At 63.3% G+C, this 23,106-nt stretch carries 17 protein-coding genes; 11 read left to right on the top strand and 6 right to left on the bottom strand.

All coding sequences use genetic code 11. The annotated features are described in order from the left end of the window. Positions 1 to 168: 168 nt before the first annotated feature. The 7 genes from ABD742_RS13410 (at position 169) to ABD742_RS13380 (ending at position 11,426) form a co-directional block, all read left to right on the top strand. Positions 169 to 2,226 (top strand): hydantoinase/oxoprolinase family protein, encoded by a 2,058-nt coding sequence (locus ABD742_RS13410; RefSeq protein WP_234750326.1) that lies wholly within the window; start codon positions 169 to 171, stop codon positions 2,224 to 2,226. Continuing rightward, positions 2,223 to 3,989, top strand: coding sequence for a hydantoinase B/oxoprolinase family protein (locus tag ABD742_RS13405; RefSeq protein ID WP_234750328.1), 1,767 nt, complete (start codon positions 2,223 to 2,225; stop codon positions 3,987 to 3,989). Before ABD742_RS13410 ends, ABD742_RS13405 begins: the two co-directional genes overlap by 4 nt. A 56-nt stretch (positions 3,990 to 4,045) precedes the next feature. Next, entirely contained in the window at positions 4,046 to 6,070 is a 2,025-nt protein-coding gene (locus ABD742_RS13400) for an acetoacetate--CoA ligase (protein WP_234750330.1), read from the top strand. Positions 6,071 to 6,338: 268 nt separating this feature from the next. Then, positions 6,339 to 7,730 carry an MFS transporter gene (locus ABD742_RS13395; RefSeq protein ID WP_234750332.1) on the top strand — a complete coding sequence of 464 codons (1,392 nt, stop codon included), beginning with the start codon at positions 6,339 to 6,341 and terminating at the stop codon, positions 7,728 to 7,730. Positions 7,731 to 8,109: 379 nt separating this feature from the next. Further along, on the top strand, positions 8,110 to 8,910 hold the full coding sequence (locus tag ABD742_RS13390) for an SDR family NAD(P)-dependent oxidoreductase (protein WP_234750334.1): 801 nt from the start codon (positions 8,110 to 8,112) through the stop codon (positions 8,908 to 8,910). 296 nt (positions 8,911 to 9,206) lie between these two features. After that, on the top strand, positions 9,207 to 9,386 hold the full coding sequence (locus ABD742_RS13385) for a hypothetical protein (RefSeq protein ID WP_234750337.1): 180 nt from the start codon (positions 9,207 to 9,209) through the stop codon (positions 9,384 to 9,386). 243 nt (positions 9,387 to 9,629) lie between these two features. Next, positions 9,630 to 11,426 (top strand): helix-turn-helix domain-containing protein, encoded by a 1,797-nt coding sequence (locus ABD742_RS13380; protein ID WP_234750341.1) that lies wholly within the window; start codon positions 9,630 to 9,632, stop codon positions 11,424 to 11,426. A gap of 528 nt (positions 11,427 to 11,954) precedes the next feature. Here ABD742_RS13380 and ABD742_RS13375 read toward each other — a convergent pair. Genes ABD742_RS13375 through ABD742_RS13355 form a run of 5 tightly spaced genes read right to left on the bottom strand, consistent with a single transcriptional unit; the run spans position 11,955 to position 17,365 of the window. Continuing rightward, entirely contained in the window at positions 11,955 to 12,833 is an 879-nt protein-coding gene (locus tag ABD742_RS13375; protein WP_234750343.1) for a 3-hydroxyacyl-CoA dehydrogenase family protein, read from the bottom strand. Further along, positions 12,834 to 13,640, bottom strand: coding sequence for an enoyl-CoA hydratase/isomerase family protein (locus ABD742_RS13370; RefSeq protein ID WP_234750346.1), 807 nt, complete (start codon positions 13,638 to 13,640; stop codon positions 12,834 to 12,836). After that, positions 13,640 to 14,863: a thiolase family protein gene (locus tag ABD742_RS13365; protein ID WP_234750348.1), complete on the bottom strand. Its 1,224-nt coding sequence runs from the start codon at positions 14,861 to 14,863 to the stop codon at positions 13,640 to 13,642. The genes ABD742_RS13370 and ABD742_RS13365 overlap by 1 nt, the downstream gene beginning before the upstream one ends. Positions 14,864 to 14,907: 44 nt before the next feature. Further along, positions 14,908 to 16,116 carry an acyl-CoA dehydrogenase family protein gene (locus tag ABD742_RS13360; RefSeq protein ID WP_234750350.1) on the bottom strand — a complete coding sequence of 403 codons (1,209 nt, stop codon included), beginning with the start codon at positions 16,114 to 16,116 and terminating at the stop codon, positions 14,908 to 14,910. Positions 16,117 to 16,165: 49 nt separating this feature from the next. Next, positions 16,166 to 17,365, bottom strand: a complete 1,200-nt coding sequence (locus ABD742_RS13355; RefSeq protein ID WP_234750351.1) for a CaiB/BaiF CoA transferase family protein — start codon at positions 17,363 to 17,365, stop codon at positions 16,166 to 16,168. A gap of 107 nt (positions 17,366 to 17,472) precedes the next feature. Between ABD742_RS13355 and ABD742_RS13350 the strand changes: the two genes are divergently transcribed. Continuing rightward, on the top strand, positions 17,473 to 18,390 hold the full coding sequence (locus tag ABD742_RS13350; protein WP_234750353.1) for a LysR substrate-binding domain-containing protein: 918 nt from the start codon (positions 17,473 to 17,475) through the stop codon (positions 18,388 to 18,390). 145 nt (positions 18,391 to 18,535) lie between these two features. Here the strand turns inward: ABD742_RS13350 and ABD742_RS13345 are convergent, their stop codons facing one another. Further along, a complete protein-coding gene (locus ABD742_RS13345; RefSeq protein ID WP_234750363.1) occupies positions 18,536 to 19,243 on the bottom strand; it encodes an SDR family oxidoreductase in 708 nt (235 codons plus the stop codon). A gap of 638 nt (positions 19,244 to 19,881) precedes the next feature. Between ABD742_RS13345 and ABD742_RS13340 the strand changes: the two genes are divergently transcribed. The 3 genes from ABD742_RS13340 to ABD742_RS13330 all read left to right on the top strand — a co-directional run bounded on the left by ABD742_RS13340 (position 19,882) and on the right by ABD742_RS13330 (position 23,074). Next, entirely contained in the window at positions 19,882 to 21,051 is a 1,170-nt protein-coding gene (locus ABD742_RS13340) for a thiolase family protein (protein ID WP_234750365.1), read from the top strand. 247 nt (positions 21,052 to 21,298) lie between these two features. Beyond that, a complete protein-coding gene (locus ABD742_RS13335; protein ID WP_234750367.1) occupies positions 21,299 to 21,904 on the top strand; it encodes a CGNR zinc finger domain-containing protein in 606 nt (201 codons plus the stop codon). Between the two features lie 204 nt (positions 21,905 to 22,108). Next, complete coding sequence (locus ABD742_RS13330; protein WP_234750369.1) at positions 22,109 to 23,074, top strand: sulfurtransferase; 966 nt, start codon at positions 22,109 to 22,111, stop codon at positions 23,072 to 23,074. Positions 23,075 to 23,106 lie beyond the last annotated feature (32 nt).

Here is a 23,106-nt window from a genome sequence, read left to right as displayed (position 1 = left end):
CCTCGGATCTGCGAATCGCGGCAGCCGTCACGGCTGGCGACGAGTTAGACGCTCATGACCGTGCTGCCCGCTATTGGCGTGCTTGGGTACGTGAGTTTATGGCATCACACCGATGCAGCTGATCAACCCTTACGGGCTGATCACCCCTTACGGAAGGAAACGCAAGAAATGGGCGCCAGAATCGCCATCGATATCGGCGGAACGTTCACCGACGTTGTCGGATTCGACAACCAGAACCAGAAGCTGGTGGTCGGCAAAACCTTGAGTACGCCCCATGACCTCATTGAAGGCATTGTGGCGGGAGTGAGCGACGCCGAAACCTCGATCCACGACATCGAATCCGTCGTGCACGGCAGCACCGTGGTGATCAACGCGCTCATTGAGCGCAAGGGGGCGCGTGCCGCCCTGGTGACCACTCGCGGGTTCCGGGACGTCTACGAGATTGGCCGCGTGAACCGACCGGATGCCTTCAATCTCAATTTCGAGAAGTTCCGGCCCCTCATTCCCCGGGACCGGATCTTCGAGTGCGCCGAGCGGATGCGGTACGACGGTACAGTCATCGAGCCGGTGGACGAAGCCGAGGTGCGCGAGCTTGCAGCGCAGTTACGTGCCCTCGATGTCGAGGCCGTCGCTGTGGTGCTGCTGCACTCCTACCGCAATCCCGAGCACGAACTGATCGTGGGGCGAATCCTCGCCGAAGAGCTGCCGGGGCGGTTCGTGACACTGTCCCACGAGCTCACGCGCGAGTATCGCGAGTTCGAGCGCACCTCCACCACGGCTGCCAATGCATTCGTCGGGCCGACGGTCTCCAAGTACCTGGATCGTCTGGAGACCAACCTCCACACGAGCAGCGGTGGCGCGGGCCTGTCGATCATGCAGTCCAACGGCGGTCTCTCGGACGTTGGAACCATCCAGCGGCAGGCGGTCCAGATGATGGAGTCAGGGCCGGCCGGGGGAGTCGTAGGGACGATCGAGCTCTGCAAGCGCCTCGGATATCAGGACGCGATCGCGTTTGACATGGGCGGCACCACGGCCAAGGCGTCCGTGATCCGGGATCAGTCGTTCCCGCAGGCCGCGGAATACTTCGTCGGCGGGTACACCCGCGGCCTTCCCATCCGGATCCCATGCCTGGACATCGTCGAGGTCGGCACCGGCGGCGGCAGCGTGGCCTGGATCGATCCGGCGGGAGGAGTGCACGTCGGCCCGCAAAGTGCCGGTGCCAGCCCCGGGCCAGCCTGCTACGGGCTGGGCGGCGACGAGCCCACTGTCACGGACGCGGCCGTCATACTGGGGCTCATCGACGAGTCCCGAGACCTCTCAGGTGGCCTCCACCTCGACGGCGACGCGGCCCGGAGGACCATCGGCGAGCTGGCCCAGCCTTTGGGCCTTGACGTGGTCAGCGCCGCCTCCGGCATTCTTGCCATCGCCGCTTCGTCCATGGCCAACGCCATTCGCGCGGTCACCACCGGTCGGGGTCTTGACCCGCGGGACTTCGCGGTCTTCGCATATGGCGGAAACGGTCCGCTTCACATCTCTCTCGTTGCCCGCGAGCTGGGGATCCGGACCGTGGTCATTCCGCCCGCGCCGGCGGTCTTCTCCGCCGTCGGGATGCTCATGGCCGACGTCCGCCACGACTTTCTCCTGACCGACGTCCGCCGGCTGAGCGCTTGCGGGCCTGAGCTCGAATCGGACTACGTAAGCCTGGAGGAAGCCGGGCGAGAGACGCTCCACAACGGTGGCATCGACGGCGACGACATGCGGTTTGTGCGCTTTGCCGATCTAAGGTACGTCGGCCAGGAGCACTCGATCTCGGTTCAGCTCCCAGACGTCGAGCAAGACGAGAACCTCGCCGAACTAAAGGCGGCCTTCGACAAGGCACACCTCGAGCGGTTCAGTCACTCAGCCCCCGAGGAAGAGGCGGAGATCGTCACCATCAAGGTCTCCGCCATCGGGCGCATCCCGCGGCCGGAGTGGGCGGTCATCGGCCACGCCAAGGAAGGCGAGACCAACCCGACCCCCCGATCGGAGCGCCGGGTCGTCCTCGACCCCGCCGAGGGCGACGTCCCCTGCCGAGTGTACGACCGATCCGACCTCCTGGACGGGCACCACATCGAGGGTCCCGCCGCCATCGAAGAGGGAACCACCACGACATTGCTGCGAGCGGGTGACTCGCTCACCGTCGACTCCCTAGGAAACCTGCACATCAACGTTGGAGATGCACGATGACTGTCGAGACAGTGACCCAGGGCGCGGCTCAGACCGATGCCATCACCGCGGAGATCATCCGAGGAAACCTGATCGCGATCACGGATGAGATGAAGACGAATCTCATGCGGACCGCCTACAACCAGATCATCTACGAAGCACAGGACTTCACTGTGGGGCTCTTCGACGCGAACGGCGACACGGTTTCGATCGGTCTGGGCCTTCCGATGTTCGTAGGTGGTCTCTCGCAGGCCACCAAGGCGAAGATCGACTTCTTCGGCCTGGACGGCATGGAGCCGGGCGACATCCTCCTGACCAACGACCCCTACATCATGGGAAGCCACCTCAACCACATGATCTTCACGTGCCCGATCTTCCATGACGGGAAGGTGGTCGCCTTCGCATCGTCGATGGCCCACTGGCTCGATGTCGGCGGATACCTGGGTGGCACCACAGAGGACATCTACGCAGAGGGCCTGCAGATGCCAATGGTGAAGATCTTCAAGAGGGGTGTCCAAGACGACGAGCTGACCCGAGTGATCGCGACGAACGTTCGCTTCCCCGAAGAAGCGCTGGGCGACCTTCGAGCGCAGGTCGCCGCCGTTCGCACCGGCGAGACCCGCATGCGCGCCCTCTTTGACCGGTACGGCGCAGAGGCAGTCGAGGGGACCTTCCAGTCGGTCTTTGAGCGAAGCGAGGCCCTGGCACGGGACGCGGTCATGCGGATTCCGGACGGCGAATACGTCGCTGAGACGAGCATGGATGACGACGGAGTCAACGTCGGAACCCCCGTTCCCATCAAAGTCCGCGTCACCGTCAAGGGGGACCAGATGACCATTGATCTGAGCGAACTCAGTCCGCAGGTCGCTGGCTACTTCAACTCGGGTGAGACCGCCGGACGGTCAGCGGCGCAGGTAGCGTTCAAGTGCCTCACATCACCGAACGAGTTCCCCATCAACGCCGGCGCCTTCCGGCCAGTGGAAATCGTATTGCCGCCGGGCACAGTAGTGAGTGCAACGAAACCGGCTGCCATGCGCTGGTGGATGACGTACCCGATGACAATCGTGGACAGCATCTTCCGCGCCGTCGCAGAGGCAGTTCCAGGTGGGTCGATCGCGGGCCACCACGCGGATCTCGCCGTCAGCACTGTATACGGCGTCAACACGCAAACCGGTCGATTTGCACTGTTCCTTGCAGGCATTCAGGGCGGCGGCTGGGGAGCCACCAGGGCAAAGGATGGCGAGAGCGCGACCATTTGCATCAACGACGGCGACACACACAATGCCCCGGTTGAGGCAACGGAAGCCAAGTACGGCTTTGTCCATGCGCTGGAGTACGCGTTACGCGAGGACTCTGGTGGAGCGGGCACCCACCGCGGCGGGCTCGGAACGGTCCAGCGGTGGACTTCCAAACAAAGACTGAATCTCGACAGCTTCGTCGAGCGCACGGTGCAACCGCCCTGGGGAGTGGAGAACGGCGAGTCCGGACTGCCCAACCGTGTCTCGGTCCATCGAGCCGGCGACGCTGAGCCCACACGCTTCTCCAACGGGAAGCTCGACGGGTTGACCCTTGAAGAAGGTGACACCCTCGTGGTCGAGACCGGCGGTGGCGGAGGCTACGGCGATCCGCTCTTGCGTCCGGTCGACCGCGTCCTGACCGACGTGGTCAGTGGCTACGTGTCCCCGGAGTCCGCCAAGGCCGACTACGGGGTGCTGGTCGGGCTCGCCGCCGATGGCATCACCTACGTCGTCGAAGGAAAGACTGAAAGTCGACAGGCGCGGTGAACCCGCGACGACGGTACGGCGAAGATCGGAGGGTCCTAGTGTCGAAGAATCGAACCGTGCAAGCGACTCCATCGGAGATTCGGCCAGAGGGGGCACCTCAACATGAGGCGCCCCCGGCTCCTGAAGTGCTGTGGAAGCCCACCAACGAGCAGATTCGCACAAGCAACCTGGGCCGCTTCATGGACTTCCTGAACGATCGTCGGGGCCTGACGTTCGCTGACTACGACTCGCTACACAGCTGGTCGGTTCGACAGCTCGAGGACTTCTGGGCAGACCTGTCGGCTTTCAGCGGGGTCAAGTTCCACACGCCCGCCGAACGGGTTCTGGGTTCACGCAAGATGCCCGGGGCCGACTGGTTCCCGGGCGCGACCCTCAACTACGCAGAGCACATCCTCACTGACGGGCCGGGACGAGGCGCTGACGACGTCGCAGCGGTGTTCTGCCGCGAAGATGGCCAGGAAATCACGTTGACCCACGGGGACTTGCGCGTCCAGGTGGGCCGGGCCAGAGCCGGCCTTCAGAGGCTGGGCGTGGGCGTCGGTGACCGGGTGGTCGCGCTCGCCCCCAACGCCGCGGAGACGATGATCTTCTTCCTCGCCGCGGCAAGTCTCGGAGCGACCTGGTCGTGCTGCTCGCCCGACTTTGGAGCCCAGGCGGTCCGCGACCGCTTCTCGCAAATCGAGCCGGTCGTCATGCTAGCGTTCGACGGGTATCAGTACGGAGGCAAGACCTACGACACGACCGCCGCGGTGGCCGAGTTGTCGGAGCAGCTCCCGACCCTCCGCGCGACAGTTCTGGTGTCCTACGTCGACGCCGAATCGGTAGTTCCCGGGACAATTTCGTGGACTGACTTCGTCGCCGTTGACGGAACGCTTGAGTTCGAGCCGGTCCCGTTCAGCCACCCGCTCTGGATTCTGTACTCTTCCGGTACCACGGGGCTTCCGAAAGCGATCGTACACAGCCACGGCGGCATAATCCTCGACCACATCAAGGCCCTTGGGCTGCACCTGGACCTGAGACCCGGGGATCGGCTGATGTGGTACAGCACAACCGGCTGGATGATGTGGAATTACGTGCTGTCCGCGATGCTGGTAGGCGCCTCGCTCGTGATCTACGACGGAAACCCCGGGTACCCGAATGCCGAGGTCCAGTGGAAATTGGTCGAACGCCACCGAGTCAACTTCTTCGGGATGTCAGCTGCGTTCATCCACGCAAGCATGAAAGAGGGGATCCTCCCTCGGGAGCGGTTCAACCTGAGTTCCCTCAAGGCGATTGGATCGACCGGCTCTCCGCTCTCCGTAGATGGCTACCATTGGCTCCACGACGCCGTCTCGCCAGATCTCCCCATCTGCTCGATCTCCGGCGGCACCGATCTGTGCGCGGCATTCATCGGACCTGCCCCGACGGTTCCGGTGTGGTCGGGGGAACTGTCACGTGCGTGGCTGGGTGCCGCCGTGGCCGCCTTCGACCCCGACGGCAGGGAACTTCACGAGGAAATCGGTGAACTCGTCCTGACCGAGCCGATGCCCTCGATGCCGGTGAGCCTCTGGGGCGACGACGACGGCACGCGGATGCAGGAGACCTACTTCGACACGTACCCCGGCGTCTGGCACCACGGAGATTCGATCCGCCGAACGATTCGTGGCTCGTGGGTGATCAGCGGGCGCAGCGACGCGACGCTCAACCGTGGCGGCGTGCGGATGGGGACAGCAGACTTCTACGCGGTTGTCGAGGCCTTTGACGAGATCTTGGACTCGATGGTGATTGAGATCGGTTCCGGTGATGGACGATTGTTGTGCTTCGTGGTTCTGGCTCAGGGCACCAGTCTCGACGAGATCGAACCGCGACTGCGTCGCACGCTGCGCGAAAAGATCTCACCGCGCCACGTCCCGGACGTCTTCTACGCGGTGCCGGCCATCCCGAGGACACTGACGGGCAAGAAAACGGAAGTCCCCGTGCGGAAGATCCTTGCCGGAGTCGATCCGGAATTGGCAGTGAAAGCGGATGCCCTCGCGGACCCGCGAGCGCTCGAGCCGTTTATGCGTCTCGCTCAAGAGCTACCGAAACCCCCTCAGCGTTGACATCGATATGCGCTACGGAGTCCTCCAGGAAATCGCCCCGTGGGTGCTCGACGGCAAGCGAAACCGGAACCGCTAATATCCTCTGGCAGGGCGACGCGATCAACCATTTCGCCCGGCTGCTCCGGCACTCCGACTTCTAAAGACGAGCAGGTTCGACGTCCCTACGGGCGTCTTTAGAGCCCGACCGTCCCGGCGCCGTTTATGCCAGCAAGACCGGCGCCGGGACAGCAAACAAACCCCAACCCTGCCCCTCAGAGTGGAGATTGACGTGGCATATACCCCCCAGAATCTGCAACCGCCATCCGTCGGACCAGGCTCGGTGTACGACGTCACCAGCCGGATCGAACGCCTGCCACTGTCCAAATGGCAGGTCAAGGCACGCGTCCTGATCGGCACGGCCACCTTCTTCGACGCCTTCGACGCGCTCACCATTGCCCAGGTGCTCCCAGTACTGGTCACCGCCTGGGGCCTGAACGGCGGACAAGTCGGCCTCCTGATCTCGGTGGGCTATCTTGGCCAGCTCGTCGGGGCGCTGTTCTTCTCGTGGATTGCTGAGCGCTTCGGACGGCTGCCGGCCATGATTGCCTCCATCATCACGTTCTCGATCATGAGTGTCGCCTGCACTTTCGTTTGGAACTTCGAGTCCCTGCTGCTCTTCCGCGCCATCCAAGGTCTTGGACTTGGCGGGCAAGTCCCCATCGCCGCCGTCTACATCAGCGAAATGACCAAGGCTCACGGCCGGGGCAAGTTCGTCCTTGTCTACGAGCTGCTCTTCTCCGTCGGCGTAGTAGCCGCAGGCATCGTCGGATACTGGGTCGTGCCCAACCTTGGATGGCATTACATGTTCATCATCGGAGCCGCCCCCATCTTCATGGTTTACTCCATCCGTACACGGCTGCCCGAATCCCCGCGTTGGCTCGCCAGCAAGGGGCGCAACGAACGCGCCGACCAGGCAATGAGTCTGATTGAGTCCAAGGTGGAGGAAGCCACCGGCCAACCGCTGCCCGAGCCCGCGCAAGGCTTGACCGTGCCAACGCAGAACAAGAAGACCAGCTGGGCAGAACTGTTCCGCACTCCCTACCTGAAGCGGACACTCGTCGTCTGGCTCATGTGGTTCGCTGCGTACCTGGTCTACTACGGCATCGGAACCTGGCTGCCCACCCTCTACCGGACAGTCTTCAACCTTCCCTTGGAAGAATCCCTCCGATACGGCCTCATCAGCAACGCCGTCGGATTCATCGGTACCGCCCTCTGCGCCTTCACCATCGACTACGTGGGACGCAAGATCTGGTTCGCACTAGCCCTTGCCGGATCCGCCGGATTCCTCGGCATCCTGGCGCTTACGGGAGCGAAGACCCCCGGCGACGTTCTCATTTATGGCAGCGGTGCCTACTTCTTCGCTGCGGCAGTCGGCCTCGGTCTCTACCTCTACACCCCGGAGCTGTACCCGACCCGGGTCAGGGCGCTGGGAGTAGGAACCGCAACCGCTTGGCTCCGGCTCGCATCCATGGCAGGCCCCGTCATCGTCGGCACGCTCGTCACCTTCGGGCTGGTTTCCGTCTTCGCCATCTTCGCCATCGTCGCAGTCATAGCCGCCGCCGTCGTCACGCTATTCGCCCTCGAAACCAAGGAACGCGTCCTGGAACAGCTCTCTCCCTAATATTGAACGAAGCCCCGGACTGTGCGGCAGCAAAGAACGTTACCCAAGCGCCGCACAGTCCAGGCCCGACGCAGCAAAGCATGAGTTGCTCGCACAGATTCAGGGCAACCCGTTCGTGCTTTTCGAGTTGCTCGAAAGCTGGCGCGAAGAAGGGTTCTTCTCGGTTTGCGCGGCCGTGTGTCGAGGACCCTGATGAGCAGGGAGGCATCCGAGCCTTCTTCGAGAAGCGGTCGCCGCGCTGGCCGTCGGCTTGGACTGCGCACTTAGTATTCGGGCAGTCCTCACTGACTGCCCGAATACGACCCTCACCGACTTTCCGGCTCGATCCCGAACGGTTGGTATCCACGACTACGAATCCTGAAAGCGACGGAGACCGCATATGAACGATGTGACGCCCCCCGTGGTTCGCAACTACCAGGATGCCGGCGTGTTGATCGCCGGCGCTTCCTCGGGTGTCGGATGGGCCAGTGCCGTGAAGTTCGCCGACGCCGGCGTCCGGCATTTTGCTCTGCTTTCCTTCGACCCCGGCCGCGGAGCCGCTGCACGCTCAGCGCTACTTGAGCACCAGCCCGACGCCGAGGTCGTCCACATTCCGTTCGACGCTACTGATCCCATCTCTGTCCGCGAGGCCGTTTCCCGGGCCCACTCTGTAATGGGAAGCATCGACGTTGCCGTCACCTCTGTGTCGGCACCGGCTTATCGGCCTGAGCTGCTTCATCGCACACCTCTGGAGCAGATCCCGGATATCCTCACCGCGCAGGCTGTCCCACCCATGCTGGTCACGCGCGCCGTCCTGCCGATAATGAGGGTGCAGCACGGCGGAAGCATCATCAATGTTGCTTCTGACGCCGCCAAGACGGCTACGCCCGGTGAAACGGTCCTCGGGGCGGCCATGGCCGCCATTGTGATGTTCACTCGCTCGGCCGCGATCGAGTCAAAGCGCGATGGCATCCGTGTCAACGCCGTGACCCCGTCCCTGATCTCTGGAACGCCCACGACCGAGCGGGCTTTGTCGGATGGATTCAGCAAGAAGCTCTTCGAGCGAGCGATGGCCCAGGCACATCTGGGCCTTCCTTCGGCCGAAGACCAGGCCGATCTGGTGGTGTTCCTTGGTGGGCCGGCGGCGGCTCGGCTCACAGGGCAGGCCATCAGCGTCAACGGCGGCATCTCGGCTGCCTGACCGGCAAGCACCCTGCGGAGCGTCCGGCCTACCGGCGAGGATGCTAGGGGCGCGTGGTGACTGTGCAATTCCGGTGAAATGTTGTGCTCTCCACAGTTACCGTTCCGGTGTGAGAGGTACCGGACTCCCCATGCAATACCGCCTATTCGGGGATGAACGCGCGCGTACGGGCCCAATCAGGATGAGCCTCCAGGCCTCTCGCTGGGGTGCGTCCATGACGGATCTGCTCACCGAGGTGAGCTCGACGTCGAACACCCTGGACTTCAGCGACGAAGCAATGCGCCCATGACGTTGCGGTGCTTGTCGAGCAGTTGCGGGTCCTGGAAGCGGATGACCCGCTCTTCATCCTCATTGGTACCAAGACCGCTGTGGCGTTCAAGCAGCGTCGGTCAGCCCTAGCTGAGGTGCTTGGCCTGCTCGATGTTCGCTCGGTCGATTCACGGCACTACTTGGCTGCCACTAGGACGGACGAATAAGCCCCGGGCGAGTACCGACGGATTGTTCTTGGCGCGCTCGATGGCTCGAGCTGCTGAGCCCTTGGTTGGTCGGATTTTCACAATTTCACAAGTCATCCGATGAGCGGCATAGGGGCGCATGGCATGGTCCACTGGCCGTCCTGACGCGGTTCCGCAGCGCTTTGTGAGAGGAGGCCGCCGGCATGTCGGCCCACTGTCGAAAGTTTTCCCCCTGGTTCGAGGAAACCGTGAAAAACTCAAAGTGTGAAACTGCGGGCTGAACATACCTCCGAGCAGCTTCAATGGTGGCTAAGGGCGCTGGCACGCGTCGGTGCGGCGGTCAACCGCGGCGTTTCGATGAGGGAGCTCTTGGACCTGGTTGCCAAGACCGCCTGCGAATTGATGTCATACGACTTCGCGGCCGTCATGCTCCCGGATCCGAGCTTGGATTCTCTGCTGATCGAGGGCTCCTACGGGCTCTCGGCTGACTACGTCCGTGAGCTGAACGAACACCCGCTCCGCATCCACGGCTTCCCAAAAGTACCCTCGAGCCAGGTTTTCGCCCTGGGTGTTCCCGTTCAGGTCGCGGACATCAGAAGCGAACCGTCGTTCGTCCCCTGGATGGGCGTGGTAAGTGGCCAAGAGTACACCTCCTTGATCTCCGTGCCTTTGAACGCGTCCAGTGAGACGCTCGGGACTCTCGTCTGCTACACCCGCTCGTCGCACCATTTCACGAAAGAAGAAGAGTCGATCCTCACGATGCTCGCGGACCAGGCAGCGATTGCGGTCACCAGCGCGCGGCTTCGGTCCGAACAGGCCAGGACGATCGCGAACCTACGACATGCCGACGCGATCCATGATCGGCTGACGGCCTTGGCGCTTGAGGGAGGAGGAGTGTCGGCCATTGCCGGGGCTCTGGCAGAGATCCTCAACAGTCCTGTCGCCGTGACCGAAACCAATGGGACACTCCTCTGCAACATTGAACACGATGGAGAGACACTCCCGGATGCCCTGCTCGCGAACGCGGCTGCCCTATCCGAGGTCGTGTCGGCAGGCGCTGCCAGGGCGTCGAGCGATGTTCACCTTTCGGATTCATGGGGGCAGACTGTTGTCCGTGTTCCGGTGATGATCAAGGAAGAAGTCGTGGCCTGGATCTGGACGGGCGGGCAGCTCGCCGAGCTCCGAGCGCTCGATCGCCAGGCGATCGAACGGGCTGCAACGGTTCTGGCCCTGGAACTCCTCCGCACCAGAACGGATGCCGAAGCAGAGTGGCGGGACACTGACGAGATCCTCTCCGGGCTGCTGACTGGTGAAGGACGCGGCTCCACAGCGCTCTTGGCCCGGGCCATACAGCTCGGCCACGATCTCTCACATCCCCACGCCGTCGTCGGGGTCCGGCATGACCTCCGCGATGGCGGCCCCCTGCCCTACCCTCTGGCCGCCACATTCGCCCGTATGGCAGGAGAAGTCCTCCCCAGACCACTGCTCGGATCCCACGAAGGGTACGTAGTCGCATTTTGGCCAGTGGGGCCAACGACGCCGATCGACGAAGTACGGGGTATCAGCGACGAAATCCGGCGGAGCCTGGGACAACGGGCTCAAGATACAGATCGCGGGTATGCGGCCATCACGGGACCAGTAACTCGCGTCGCCGACTATCCGGCGGCGTTTGCATCCGTCCGGGGAGCGATTGAGCTGGCGACCCTGCGCAACAGCACCTCCCGGACCCTGCTGTTGACCGATTTGGGGTTGGTCGGGCTGCTGCTCCAGCTCCCCAACGTATCCGCCCTGAGCCGCTACGCAGACGAGGTGATTGGCCCGCTGCGTGCATACGACCAGGCCCAGGAGGCGTCGCTCCTGCTGACTTTGTCAGCGCTCGTCCGCAACAACTTCAGCACAAGTGAGACAGCGCAGGAATTACGCATCCGTAGGAACACTGTCGTCCTGCGCCGCCGACGGATCGAAGAGCTGCTCGCCGTGGACCTTTCACGCGTTTCCGACCTCACCCGCATCTCAATGGCCCTGGACGTCGAGGATGTCATCATAGCGATGCAACGGTAACAGTATCGGCGTCTGACCCCAGGGGACGAGACCTCGGGCTTCGGACGCAACATCCCGCCGCGGCTACAAAAGGATCAGTCCGTCTGGAGCGCCGACGGCCACAAAGCTGGCCCATCTTGCATATGGCCCGCGATTTCTGCGGACAGACGTCGAGACACTCCAAAAAATACCGGGTGCATTATCGCTTTTCGGCGGGCCCAGAATGACTGCGCGGCAAGATCCACGGACGACCGCAGAGGAACCCATCAGACCACAATCCCCCCGCCTTCAACCGCCGCAGAACACTCGGGCGACAGCTTGCCCGCTGGCAGCGTTTGTAGGGGCACAGCGGTGCAAGTCATTTTCGAGAGTGTTTGTCACTGAGTTTGAGAAGCACCCGGCAGCGAGGTTTGGTTGGACTCTAAGCGAGTTTCGGCCGGGGCCCGGAGAACCACAGCGTTGCGCAAGTGGTCTTCTTTGGATTGCCAGGCTCCCCGGTCACCCCGAATGAGGCGAACGATTCGCCCCCGACACGTCGTTCCGCTCAGATCACTTCCAGTCGAAGAAGCCCTTTCCGGTTTTTCGTCCGAGTTCGCCGCGGGCTACTTTGTCCCGCAGGATCTGCGGCGGCGCGAACCGCTCGCCCAAGGTCTGGTTGAGATATTCGGCAATGCCCAGGCGAACGTCCAGGCCCACGATGTCGGTGGTGCGCAACGGCCCGGTGGGATGTTTGTAACCGAGGACCATCGCGTTATCGATATCCTCGGCGCTGGCGACGCCTTCCTCGACCATGCGCATGGCCTCCAGCGCAATCGCCACGCCCAACCGAGACGAGGCGAAGCCCGGTGCATCATTGACCACGACCGCGGTCTTCCCCAGTCCCTGGACCCAGCTCCTGGCCCGTTCCATGAGTTCTGGGCGGGTCTGTTTTCCGATCACTACCTCGATCAGAGTGGAGGCTGGAACGGGGTTGAAGAAGTGTAGTCCGAGGAAGTCCTCTGGCCGTTCCAGCTCCCCGGCCAGCCCGGACACCGACAACGAGGAGGTGTTTGAGGCCAGCACCGTTCCCGGCAGGAGACGTTGTTCGACCCCGCGCAACGCTGCGACCTTCAGCGACCAGTCCTCTGGTACGGCCTCCACCACCAGTTGGCGGTCCCCGAAGGCGGCGTAGTCCACCGAAACGGTCAGGCGCGAAACGATCTCGTCGAGGTTGCCGTTGCCAGCGCCGCGCTCAATCGATTTCGCTGCGGAAGATTCCACCCGCTCACGGGCCGCCTGTGCGGAGGCGTCGTCGCGCTCCACGACCACCACATCGGCCCCGTTGATCAGGAACGCGTGGGCAATGCCAGCGCCCATCCTGCCTCCGCCGAGGACGCCGACGCGCGCGGGGAGGCCGCCGCGTACCCCGGCTTGTACTGAGGTGCTCATTTACTTCTTCTTCCTGTCGAGGAACGCCTGCATGCGGTCGAACTTGGCCTGGGACTCGAAGAGCACGCCCTGAGCCAAGGTGTCGATGACGGGATGGGCGTCCCGCGGGGCGTGGAACACAGCCTTGGTGATTCGAACGGCCAACGGGTCCTGCGCCGCAATGGTGTCGGCCAAGGCGTGCGCCGAGTCCATCAACGTCCAGGGCTCCACAAGCTCAGTGATCAATCCGTTGGCCAGGCACTCCTCGCCCGCCAGGGCCTTGCCCGCCAACAGGATCTGCTTGGCAAGCGGTTCCCCGACGAGCTCCTTCAACCGCCAGATGGCACCGGCCGCCGCCAGAATGCCCAGGTTGGTCTCCGGATTGCCCATCCGCAGCCCCCGCGTGCCGATGCGGAAGTCCGCCGCGTAGGCCAGTTCCGCCCCGCCGCCGAGCGCATATCCGTCCAACGCGGCGATAACCGGCATGGGCAGTTTCGCGATCCGCTCGAAGATCCCGGAGTTGATCCCGGCCAGGGCATCGTCGCGGCGCCGCCCGCGCAGCTGCGCGATGTCCGCACCGGACGCGAAAACAGCTTTGGTTCCGCTCTCCGGATCCGCGGGCGTGCCGGAGAGGATCAGGATCTTCGGAGTGCGCTCAAGGTGCGCGCACACCGCGTACAGCTCATCCACCATCGATTGGTCGATCGCGTTCCTGACCTCGGGCCGGTGCAGCCGGGCCGCGAGCCGGTCCTCCCGTTCCTCGACCAGCAGCGTGACGAAGCCCGAGACATCAAGGCACGTGCCGGCGTCGTTCATTACTCCTGTCATCAGATGCCTTCCAGCAGCAATGCGGTGCCTTGTCCGACGCCGACGCACATGGTGGCGAGGCCGAGCTTGCGGCCTTGCGTGGCCTCGCGCTCGAGGCGGCCGAGCAGCGTGATGACGAGGCGGGACCCTGAGGAGCCGAGCGGGTGGCCGAGGGCGATCGCGCCGCCGTCGTTGTTGACGGTGCCGGGGTCGAGTTTCAGCTCGCGGATGCAGGCCAGGGCCTGCGACGCGAACGCCTCGTTGAGTTCGACGGCGGCGAGGTCGCCTACCGCGATGCCGGTCCGGTCCAGGACTTTGCGGGTAGCCGGAACGGGGCCGATGCCCATGATTTCCTGTGCGACGCCGACGGAGGCACTGTCCAGGATGCGGGCGCGGGGAGCCAGGCCGTATTTCTCGATGGCTGCCTCGGAAGCGACGATGATCGCGGATGCGCCGTCGTTGAGCGGGGAGGCGTTGCCGGCGGTGACGACGCTGCCGCCTTTGACTACCGGGCGCAGGTCGGCGAGCACGTCCTTGGTTGTTCCGGGGCGGGGGCCTTCGTCGGTGTCCACGATGGTTTGTGTGCCCTTGCGGCCACTGACCATGACGGGGACGATCTCGTCGGCGAAGCGGCCGGCCTCGATCGCGGCGAGGGCGCGCTCGTGGGAGCGCGCGGCGAAGGCGTCGCAGTCCTCACGGGAGATGTTGAAGACCCTGGCCACTTCCTCCGCGGTTTCAGACATGGAGTAGGTGGCCTTGCCATCGCGCGAGAGTTCCCCGGACAGGAAAGCGGGGTTCGGGAACCGCCAACCGATCGACGTATCGAAGACGGCGCCCGGCTTCGCGAATGCCTTGTCCGGCTTTTCCATAACCCAGGGCGCGCGGGACATGGACTCGACACCGCCTGCGACGACGATGTCCGCGGCACCGGCCTTGACCATGTGCGAGGCCATTATGACGGCGCTGAGGCCCGAGGCGCAGAGCCGGTTGACGGTGATGCCAGGGACGGTGTCCGGAAAGCCGGCGAGCAGCCACGCCATGCGGGCGACGTTGCGGTTCTCCTCGCCGGCGCCGTTGGCGTTGCCGAGGATCACCTCGTCCACGAGGGCCGGGTCGAGGCCCGCGCGTTCGACGGCGGCCCGCACCGTGAGGGCGGCCAGGTCGTCGGGCCGGACGGAACTCATGGCGCCGCCGTAGCGGCCAACGGGGGTGCGTGCCCCGCCGACGAGGAATGCTTCGGGCATGGAAACTCCTTCGTGATTGGTGTGGGGGAGACTGTGGAGTCAGGTCAGCGGAAGGCCGAGACGCCCGTGATGTCACGGCCTACCAGCAGCGCCTGGATGGAGTCGGTGCCTTCGTAAGTGGACACGACTTCCATGTCCGTCAGGTGACGGGCCACGTGGTTCTCGAGCAGCAGGCCGTTGCCGGCGAGCAGTTCACGTGCCTCGTTGCAGATCCATTTGCCCTTCTGCGAGGTGGACATTTTGACCATGGAGGCCATGGCGTTGGTCAGCAGGCCCTGATCGGCCAGTTCCGCCATGCGGTTGCACATCAGCTGCATCGCGGTGAGCTCGCTGAGCATGTTGGCGAGACGGTGCTGGACGAGTTGGTATCCGGCGATCGGGTTGCCGAACTGCTCGCGTTTGGCGGCGTAGTCGGCGGCGATCTCGAAGCAGGCCATGGCGTGGCCTACTGCTTCCCAGGAAGCGCCGCCGCGGGTTGCCTGGAGGACACGGGAGACGTCGGCGAAGGATCGGCAGTTCTCCAGCCGGTTGGCCTCCGGGATCCGCATGTTCTCGATGACGATGTCGGCCTGCAGGATGGCCCGCTTGCCGATCTTGCCGGTGATCACCGTAGGGTTGTAGCCGTCCGGGTGGTTGCCGTTTCCGTCCTTTTCGACCACGAAGGCATTGACCTTGCTGTCTTCTGTGTTGCGGGCAAACAGCACTATTACATCGGCCGCGTGGCCGTTGCCGATCCAGCGCTTGTGGCCATTGATCACCCATGTGTCGCCGTCGCGGGTAGCGCTGGTTTCCAGGGCCACCGAGTCGGACCCGTGGTCCGGCTCCGTCAAGGCGAAAGCGCCGGTCTTCGTCAGCTTGGCCAAATCAGGGAGCCAGCCCTGCCGCTGTTCGTCGCTGCCGAGCATGTTCAGTGCACCCATGCACAGGTTGGAGTGCACTCCAAGGAAAGTATTGATGCTTCCGTCGGCCCGTGCCATTTCGCGAGCCACCATGCCCGCAGCCTTCCGGCTCATTCCCGGGCATCCGTAGCCTTTGATGAACGTCCCGATGATGCCGAGTTCAGCCAGCGGCGGGAGCAGTTCGTACGGGAATTCCGCCCTTTCCCAGTATTCGTTGATGATGGGAAGGACCCGGTGTTCGGCGAATTCGCGGACTTTGTCGCGGATGGCCAATTCCTCCGCGTTCAGTTCGTCGTCGAGGTGGAAGTAGTCGGAGAGCGCTGCGGCGCGAGTGGGAGTTGTTGTGCTGGTCATGATGGGTCCTTTGGTCGCTCCGTGGACGGGTTGGTTGCTGATGACGGGTTTAGGGTTGCGGTTCGGTGGAGCGTAGCCACTCCAGGATGTCGCCCCGGTCTGCGTCGATGGAGGGCGGGATGAGGTCGTAGCTGGCGGGCGTTGCTGAGAAGGTGATCGGGTTCCGGACCCCGGGGATGGCTGCTTCGCCGACGCCTACTTCCACCACCGGTTCCAGTCCAAGTCGCCGTGCGAATTCGATTCCGCCACGGACGTCGTTGATCGGCGCACACGGCAGTCGTGCCTCGGTGAAGATGTCGAACCAGTCGGAGGCCGTTCGGGACGCCAATAGCCCCTGCAGGATGGGGCGCAGCGCCGCACGGTTGAGGCTTCGGCCCGGGGGAGTCAAAAACCTGGGGTCAGCGGCCAGCCCGGTTGCGCCGACCACATCGCAGAGGGTCCGGAACTGCCGGTCGTTTCCGATGGCCAAGACGATCTCGCCGTCTGCGGTGGGGAACGGCTCATAGGGATAGATGCTGGGGTGCTCATTGCCCATACGGGTGGGCACATTCCCGCTGAGCAGGAACCCGCCGGTCTGGTTGACCATGCCCGAGAGCGCCGAGGACATCAGATTCACTTCTACGCGCTGGCCCCGACCACTCCGGCTGCGCTCGTGAAGTGCAGACAGGACGCCAAGGGCGGCATGCAGTCCGGTGATGACGTCGAAGACAGCGACGCCGGAGCGGTAGGCGGGGAAATCCGGGTCGCCGGTAATGCTCATGAGACCGGACATCGCCTGCACAAGCAGATCGTAACCGGGCAGGGCGGCGCCACCGGCGGAACCGAATCCCGTAATGGACGCGTAGATGACAGCGGAGTTGCGCTCCGCGATGGACGCGTAGTCCAGGCCGAAGTGGTCAAGGCCACCTGGCTTGAAGTTCTCAACGACGACATCGGCGCTTGTGGCGATGTTGCGGGCAGTCTCGATATCCTCGGGGTCGCTGAAGTCCAAGGCGATGGACCGCTTGTTGCGGTTGATCGAGAGGTAGTACGTGGACTCGCCTTCAAAGACCGGCGGTTTCCATGCACGTGTTTCATCGCCGGACGGGCTCTCGACCTTGATCACTGTGGCGCCCATGTCCGCCAGGAGCATGGTGCAGTAGGGTCCGGCGAGGACCCGGCTGAAGTCCGAGATAACGATGCCTGCCAAGGGTCCGCTGGCGTTGCGCCCGAAGACGTCCCGGCGGGCCGCGTTGCTGGTCAGAGTCATGGGTTCTCTTCCGTGTGGGACATCTTTTTCACTATCCCATCGGCTATTACGGTGCGTCCAATACTTATTTTGTGTTCGATTATTGCCTTTTCTGAAATAATCTCTGCATGGAGATTCAACAACTTCGGGTCTTCCTCGCGGTGGCGGAGGAACTGCACTTTGGGCGGGCCGCCGTGCGGCTCCATATGGCGCAGCCACCGGTCAGCAGGATGGTGCGGCAACTCGAGCGCGACCTCGGCACCGACCTTTTCGTTCGGAGTACCCGCAGCGTCCGGCTGACGGCGGCCGGAGCGGCGCTGGTGGCGCCGGCCCAGAAGATTCTCGCTGCAGCGGACCGTGCCAAAGCCAGCGCGCTGGCCGCCGAGCGCGGCGAGGTGGGGACAGTCACGCTCGCCTACGCCGGCGCATCGACCCATGTGCTCGTTGGAATGCTCGCCCGCGAGGTTCGAAAGGAATACCCGGGGATTGAATTCCGCCTGAACAGCCAGGACTTCGCCCTTCCGGCCCTGGCCCGGGTTCTCCGGGGCGAAGTGGACGTCAGCCTCGGCCGGTGGGACTTCGTTCCCGCGGGCGTCCAGGCACGAACCATCGTCGAGGAACACCTCGTCATGGCCGTCCCGGCATCCCACCGGCTCGCCTTGCAAGAGGACGTGCATATAGCGGATCTCGCCGGCGAGCCGTTCGTCGCATTGCTCCCACATGAGGGCTCGGTACTCGGTGATCGGCTACGCAGGCTCAGCCTGGGCGCCGGGTTCGATCCCGACATTGTGCAGCGGGCACCCGATTCGTGGACCGCCATGGCCTTGGTCGGAGCCGAAGTCGGATGCTCCCTGACGGTTTCCTCCGTCGCGGAGAACGTGACGGACCCGCACGTGCATTTCCTGCGGGTGCTCGACAAGACCCTGCCGGTCTATCTGCGCATGGCGTGGCGCCGGACCTCGGACAACCCGGCGCTGCCTCCGGTCCTCTCGCTCGCCGAACGTGTCTGGCCGGACCGTCCCCACGAACCATCCTCGGAGACGTAGAAGTCGCAGGCGGCACCGAAAAGACGCGTCCGCTGGAGAGTGCGGATGCAATTGCCTTGGCTCAAAACCGGTCAGGAAGGGTGTGTGTTGACGGTGTCAACACACTTGGCTTCGGATTGGGTCGTACATCGTCGGCATGACAACCCTAGGGTTTGACCAGCTGGGGGTACATGACCTCGATAGGAGCTGCGAGATTTGCCTTTGTGGTGACGCTGAGGTCGTCGGCTAGAATCTCGTAGTCGCCTTCTTCGAGGCCGTTTAGTGCGGCGCGGACAACGTCAGCGGCGTTGTTCATGGGGGCGTCGATGCCTTTTGTCATCGGCGTCGCGGTGAATCCGAGGTGGAGACCGCTGACCAGAATGCCCCGTGGCGCCAGTTCCAGTCGCAGGGAGTTCGTCGCGGACCATAACGCCGCCTTCGACGCGCTATACGCGTTGCCCGATCCAAGCCAGCTCAACACGGAAAGCACGTTCAGCAGCGCACCGTTCCTGTTGAATTCAAGGATTGGTGCGAACGCCTGGGCGACGTTTAGAGCGCCAAAGAAATTAGTTTCGAATATCGCGCGCACATCCGTCATGCGCGCCTCAGCCAGAGGTCCACGGCGGGTCATTCCCGCGTTGTTGATGACGATGGTCGTATCCGCGGCGTTCTTGACGGCCTGGGCGACAGACTCCGGATCCGTCACATCGAGGAACAGGGGCGCGATACGGGGATCGCCCCACTCCCTGGGACTGCGGGCGGTCGCGTAAACCTTTACAGCACCGCGCTGAAGGCTCTGTCTAACAAATTCCTCGCCGAGGCCGCCGTTCGCTCCTGTTACGAATACGACTGCGCCGTCGATCTTAGTTGTCATGCTGCATCTCTCTTCGGTGTGCTGGCAGGGTTGCATCTAATTTTAAATTTGTCGAGGAGTGTCGTAGCCGCGCCCAAAATGCCGGGGACGATGTGGCCAGGATAGAGGCCATCATTGCCTCGAAGAAAGCTATGCGGACTGGTTTGAGGGCCAGTGCGCGGCGTCGTGAAGGTAGGGCCGGCTGTTCTCGATGTGATCCGGGGTGTCGGAGTTTGCGGTGCTCTTAGCTCGGACAGGCTCAGGATGGCCACGTTCCGCGGGAAGAGGGGACTTGCGGGCGGTGATCCGGACGCCATGGTCGCCTGACGGTGGGCCGGACACTGCGCCGAGATGAAATAACCGTAACGCTTTTGGATATTTCGCGCAAGCGTCAAAAATGTTGTATTCTCGTCAATGTGCGGTCGCGGAAAGCCGATCAGCAGGAACGCAACTTCGGCCCCCTCCGCGATCGAGTGAGCGTCGCGTCTGATGCGCGTGGACGGAATCTGGACGCGGCACGGCGCCGCCGTGCAGCAGGCTCCCGGAAACGAGCATTTCAAGCAGGCTCGGCGTGCAGATCTTTACAAAACCTGAATTTCCCCTCCTTACCGTAAGCCCGAGGATTCAACGGCTGCTGTGGCGACGAAAGGTGACTGCGCATGGCAAATAGCTATATATATGACGGGATCCGGACTCCTTTTGGGAAGTTCGGGAAGTCCTTGGCAGGCGTCCGGCCGGATGACCTTGCCGCGCACGTGATCCGCGAATTGATCGCTCGTCACCCGGACCTGGAGCCGGCCCGGATCGGTGATGTCATTTTTGGCGACACGAACGGTGCAGGAGAAGACAACCGGAATGTTGCGCGTATGGCCTCGCTGCTGGCGGGGTTGCCCACGTCCGTGCCCGGCACCACCCTCAACAGGCTCTGCGGATCGGGCATGGAGGCCGTCATCCAGGCCAGCCGTGCAATCGAGGTCGGTGACACAGACCTCGTTCTCAGTGGGGGCGTCGAGTCGATGAGCCGTGCCCCGTGGATCCTCGCGAAGCCGGAGCGTGCCTACCCGGCCGGCCCTGAAACGCTGCACAGTTCGACGGTGGGTTGGCGGATGGTCAACCCGGAGATGCCGGGCGACTGGACGGTGTCCAACGGTGAAACCGCTGAGATACTGGCTGATCGTTTCCACATTTCCCGTCAGGCGCAGGACGAGTTTGCGGCCAGGAGTCACCGTCTCGCGGATGCAGCGTGGAACGCCGGCATCTATGATGACGAGGTCGTCTCGGTGCCGGGCACAACGCTGCTCCGCGATGAGGGGATCCGCGCCGACACCTCAGTGGGGGCCCTTGCCGCACTAAAGCCCGCCTTTCGCAGCGACGGTTCAGTCACCGCAGGCAACTCATCACCTCTTAACGACGGCGCCGCAGCGTTGTTCATCGGACGCGAGGGAGCCCTGGCCACTGACCCGCTGGCCCGAATCGTGTCAAGGGGAGTGGCCGGAGTGGACCCCAACGTCTTCGGCATTGCACCCGTTGAGGCCGCCAACCGAGCCTTGGCGCGGGCCGGCAAAACTTGGGGAGACGTCGACGTCGTCGAACTGAATGAGGCCTTCGCGTCCCAGAGTCTCGCTTGTCTGAAGTTATGGCCGGACCTTGATCCGGAAAAGGTCAACATCCACGGCGGCGCCCTGGCCATAGGGCACCCACTGGGTGCATCAGGCGCGAGAATACTCCTACATCTGGCCCGTGAACTTGAGCGGCGCGGCGGAGGAATCGGCGTGGCGGCCATCTGCATCGGAGTGGGCCAAGGCCTTGCGGTCGTACTCGAACGGTAAAAACAGAGGGCACGGTTTGGCCGGATGGAGGTTTTGCCGCCGGTTGCGACGACCCTTGACTGCTGAGCATCCACTCGCCGCTCTCGCGCCGCCCGTCAAGGATAGGCCGTCGCCACCGGAGACTATTTAGCCCGCGTTCGTCCGGGCTGCGGACGCGTTTGTTCCCGGCACCAAAGGGCCAAATCAGTGCGGGGCACACGCGGCCGAGCGGAAGGAAAAGCATGGAATTGATAGGAGTGAGCAAACGATGAGCTGGAAAGGCACAATCCGTTACGGAATCGATAGCGCCCCCGGCGGCCTCGGGTTTGTTCAGGACCTGCTCAATACACAATCAGCAGGTAAGCCTCGCTCTACAGATCTGCTGGATGAAGCCGACGACGCACAGGCTTGGCTCGATGCCGGACTGGCGGAGTGGTCCCGGACCGCCGGAAAAACCCCCATAGCCGTCGAATTGGGGCCGCGTGATCTGAAGGAGCTACGTCGCTTCCGGACAGATCTAAAGCTTGCCTTGGGCACGGGAAACAACGATCCTGCTGATAATCCTGACACCCCTGCACATTTGCTCCGGGCAGCCACGACTCAGCTGAGGCTCGGCCCGGACGGTCGCGTTTCGGCCGAGCCGCGGGGTGCCGGCGCCCGCCAGATCGAATCCCTGATGCTGGTCGAAATCTTCGAAGCCCAATTGACCGATATTTGGCGCAGACTCAAGACGTGCCGTAACGACCGCTGCCAGGCCGCGTTTTTCGACCGGTCCCGAAACAACAGCGGAGTTTGGCACGATGTCCGGGTGTGTGGCCATGCGGAGAACCTTCGCGCGCACCGGGCCCGCAAGCGGGCTGAACATCAGGTCTAGAAACGATTACCACTCACGGTCGAATCTGCAATCGAAACCAGCAGCGGCAAGGCTCCGCCTCCCCAGGCAACCCGGCCAGACGAGATGGCCTTGTGCGTCGCGTCCGACAACGCCGTCAACACCTGGCCGCCGCAACCGGTCGCCCGTCATTTGAGGTCGGCGTTCAAGACCCAGGAAATATGAGTTTATCTAAGGAGAATACCCATGAAGCAGTCCCTGCCGCTCGACAGCTCTTCCAAGATCGCCCAGTTCGCACATCCCGATCGCCTCGTGACAACAGACTGGTTGTCCACCCACCTGGGAAGTGACGGTCTCGTAATTGTCGAGTCCGACGAGGACGTGCTCCTTTACGAAACCGGTCACATCCCAACAGCAGTCAAGGTCGACTGGCACGCCGATTTGAACGACCCGGTCCAGCGGGACTATCTCGACGGACGGAGGTTTGCCGAACTGATGGTGTCCCGCGGCATCAGCCGCGACACCACCGTGGTTATCTACGGGGACAAGAACAACTGGTGGGCCGCCTACACATTGTGGGTTTTCAGTTTGTTTGGACACCCCGACGTGAGGCTCCTCGACGGCGGGCGAAACACGTGGATCGCAGAGGGCCGCCCACTCGAGACCGTGGGGACCGGCGTGGCCGCCAACGCTGCCACTTACCCAACGATCGAGCGCGATGACGCCAGCATCAGGATCTTCAAAGACGACGTGATCGCACACATCGGACAGCCCCTCATCGACATTCGCTCGCCCCAGGAATTCAGCGGAGAACGGACAACCATGCCCGACTATCCCGAAGAGGGCGTGCTGCGCGGCGGACACATTCCAGGCGCCCGGAACGTTCCCTGGGCCCGGGCCGTAGCTGAAGACGGAACGTACAAATCGCGTGCGGAGCTCGAAGCCCTCTATTTCGGGGAAATCGGGTTGGGGATCGATGACAACGTCGTAACCTATTGCCGCATTGGAGAACGATCGAGTCACACCTGGTTCGCCCTGACCCATTTGCTGGGTCTCGACCACGTGCGGAACTACGACGGGTCATGGACGGAATGGGGAAACGCGGTACGGGTGCCCATCGAAACGGGTTCCGGAGATAGTCCCGCCCAACCATTGACTGTGACAGGTTTGGATGGCCCCGGTAGGACGGATATATCCGGCCCCACTTCATGACTCGCTGGGCACCTTGTGACGGTTATTCGTGG

The sequence above is a fragment of the Arthrobacter ramosus genome, from assembly GCF_039535095.1.
GTDB classification, from domain to species: Bacteria; Actinomycetota; Actinomycetes; order Actinomycetales; family Micrococcaceae; genus Arthrobacter; species Arthrobacter ramosus.
The sequence above is the reverse complement of the archived record's forward strand: the minus strand, read 5'-3'. Positions and strand labels throughout refer to the sequence as shown.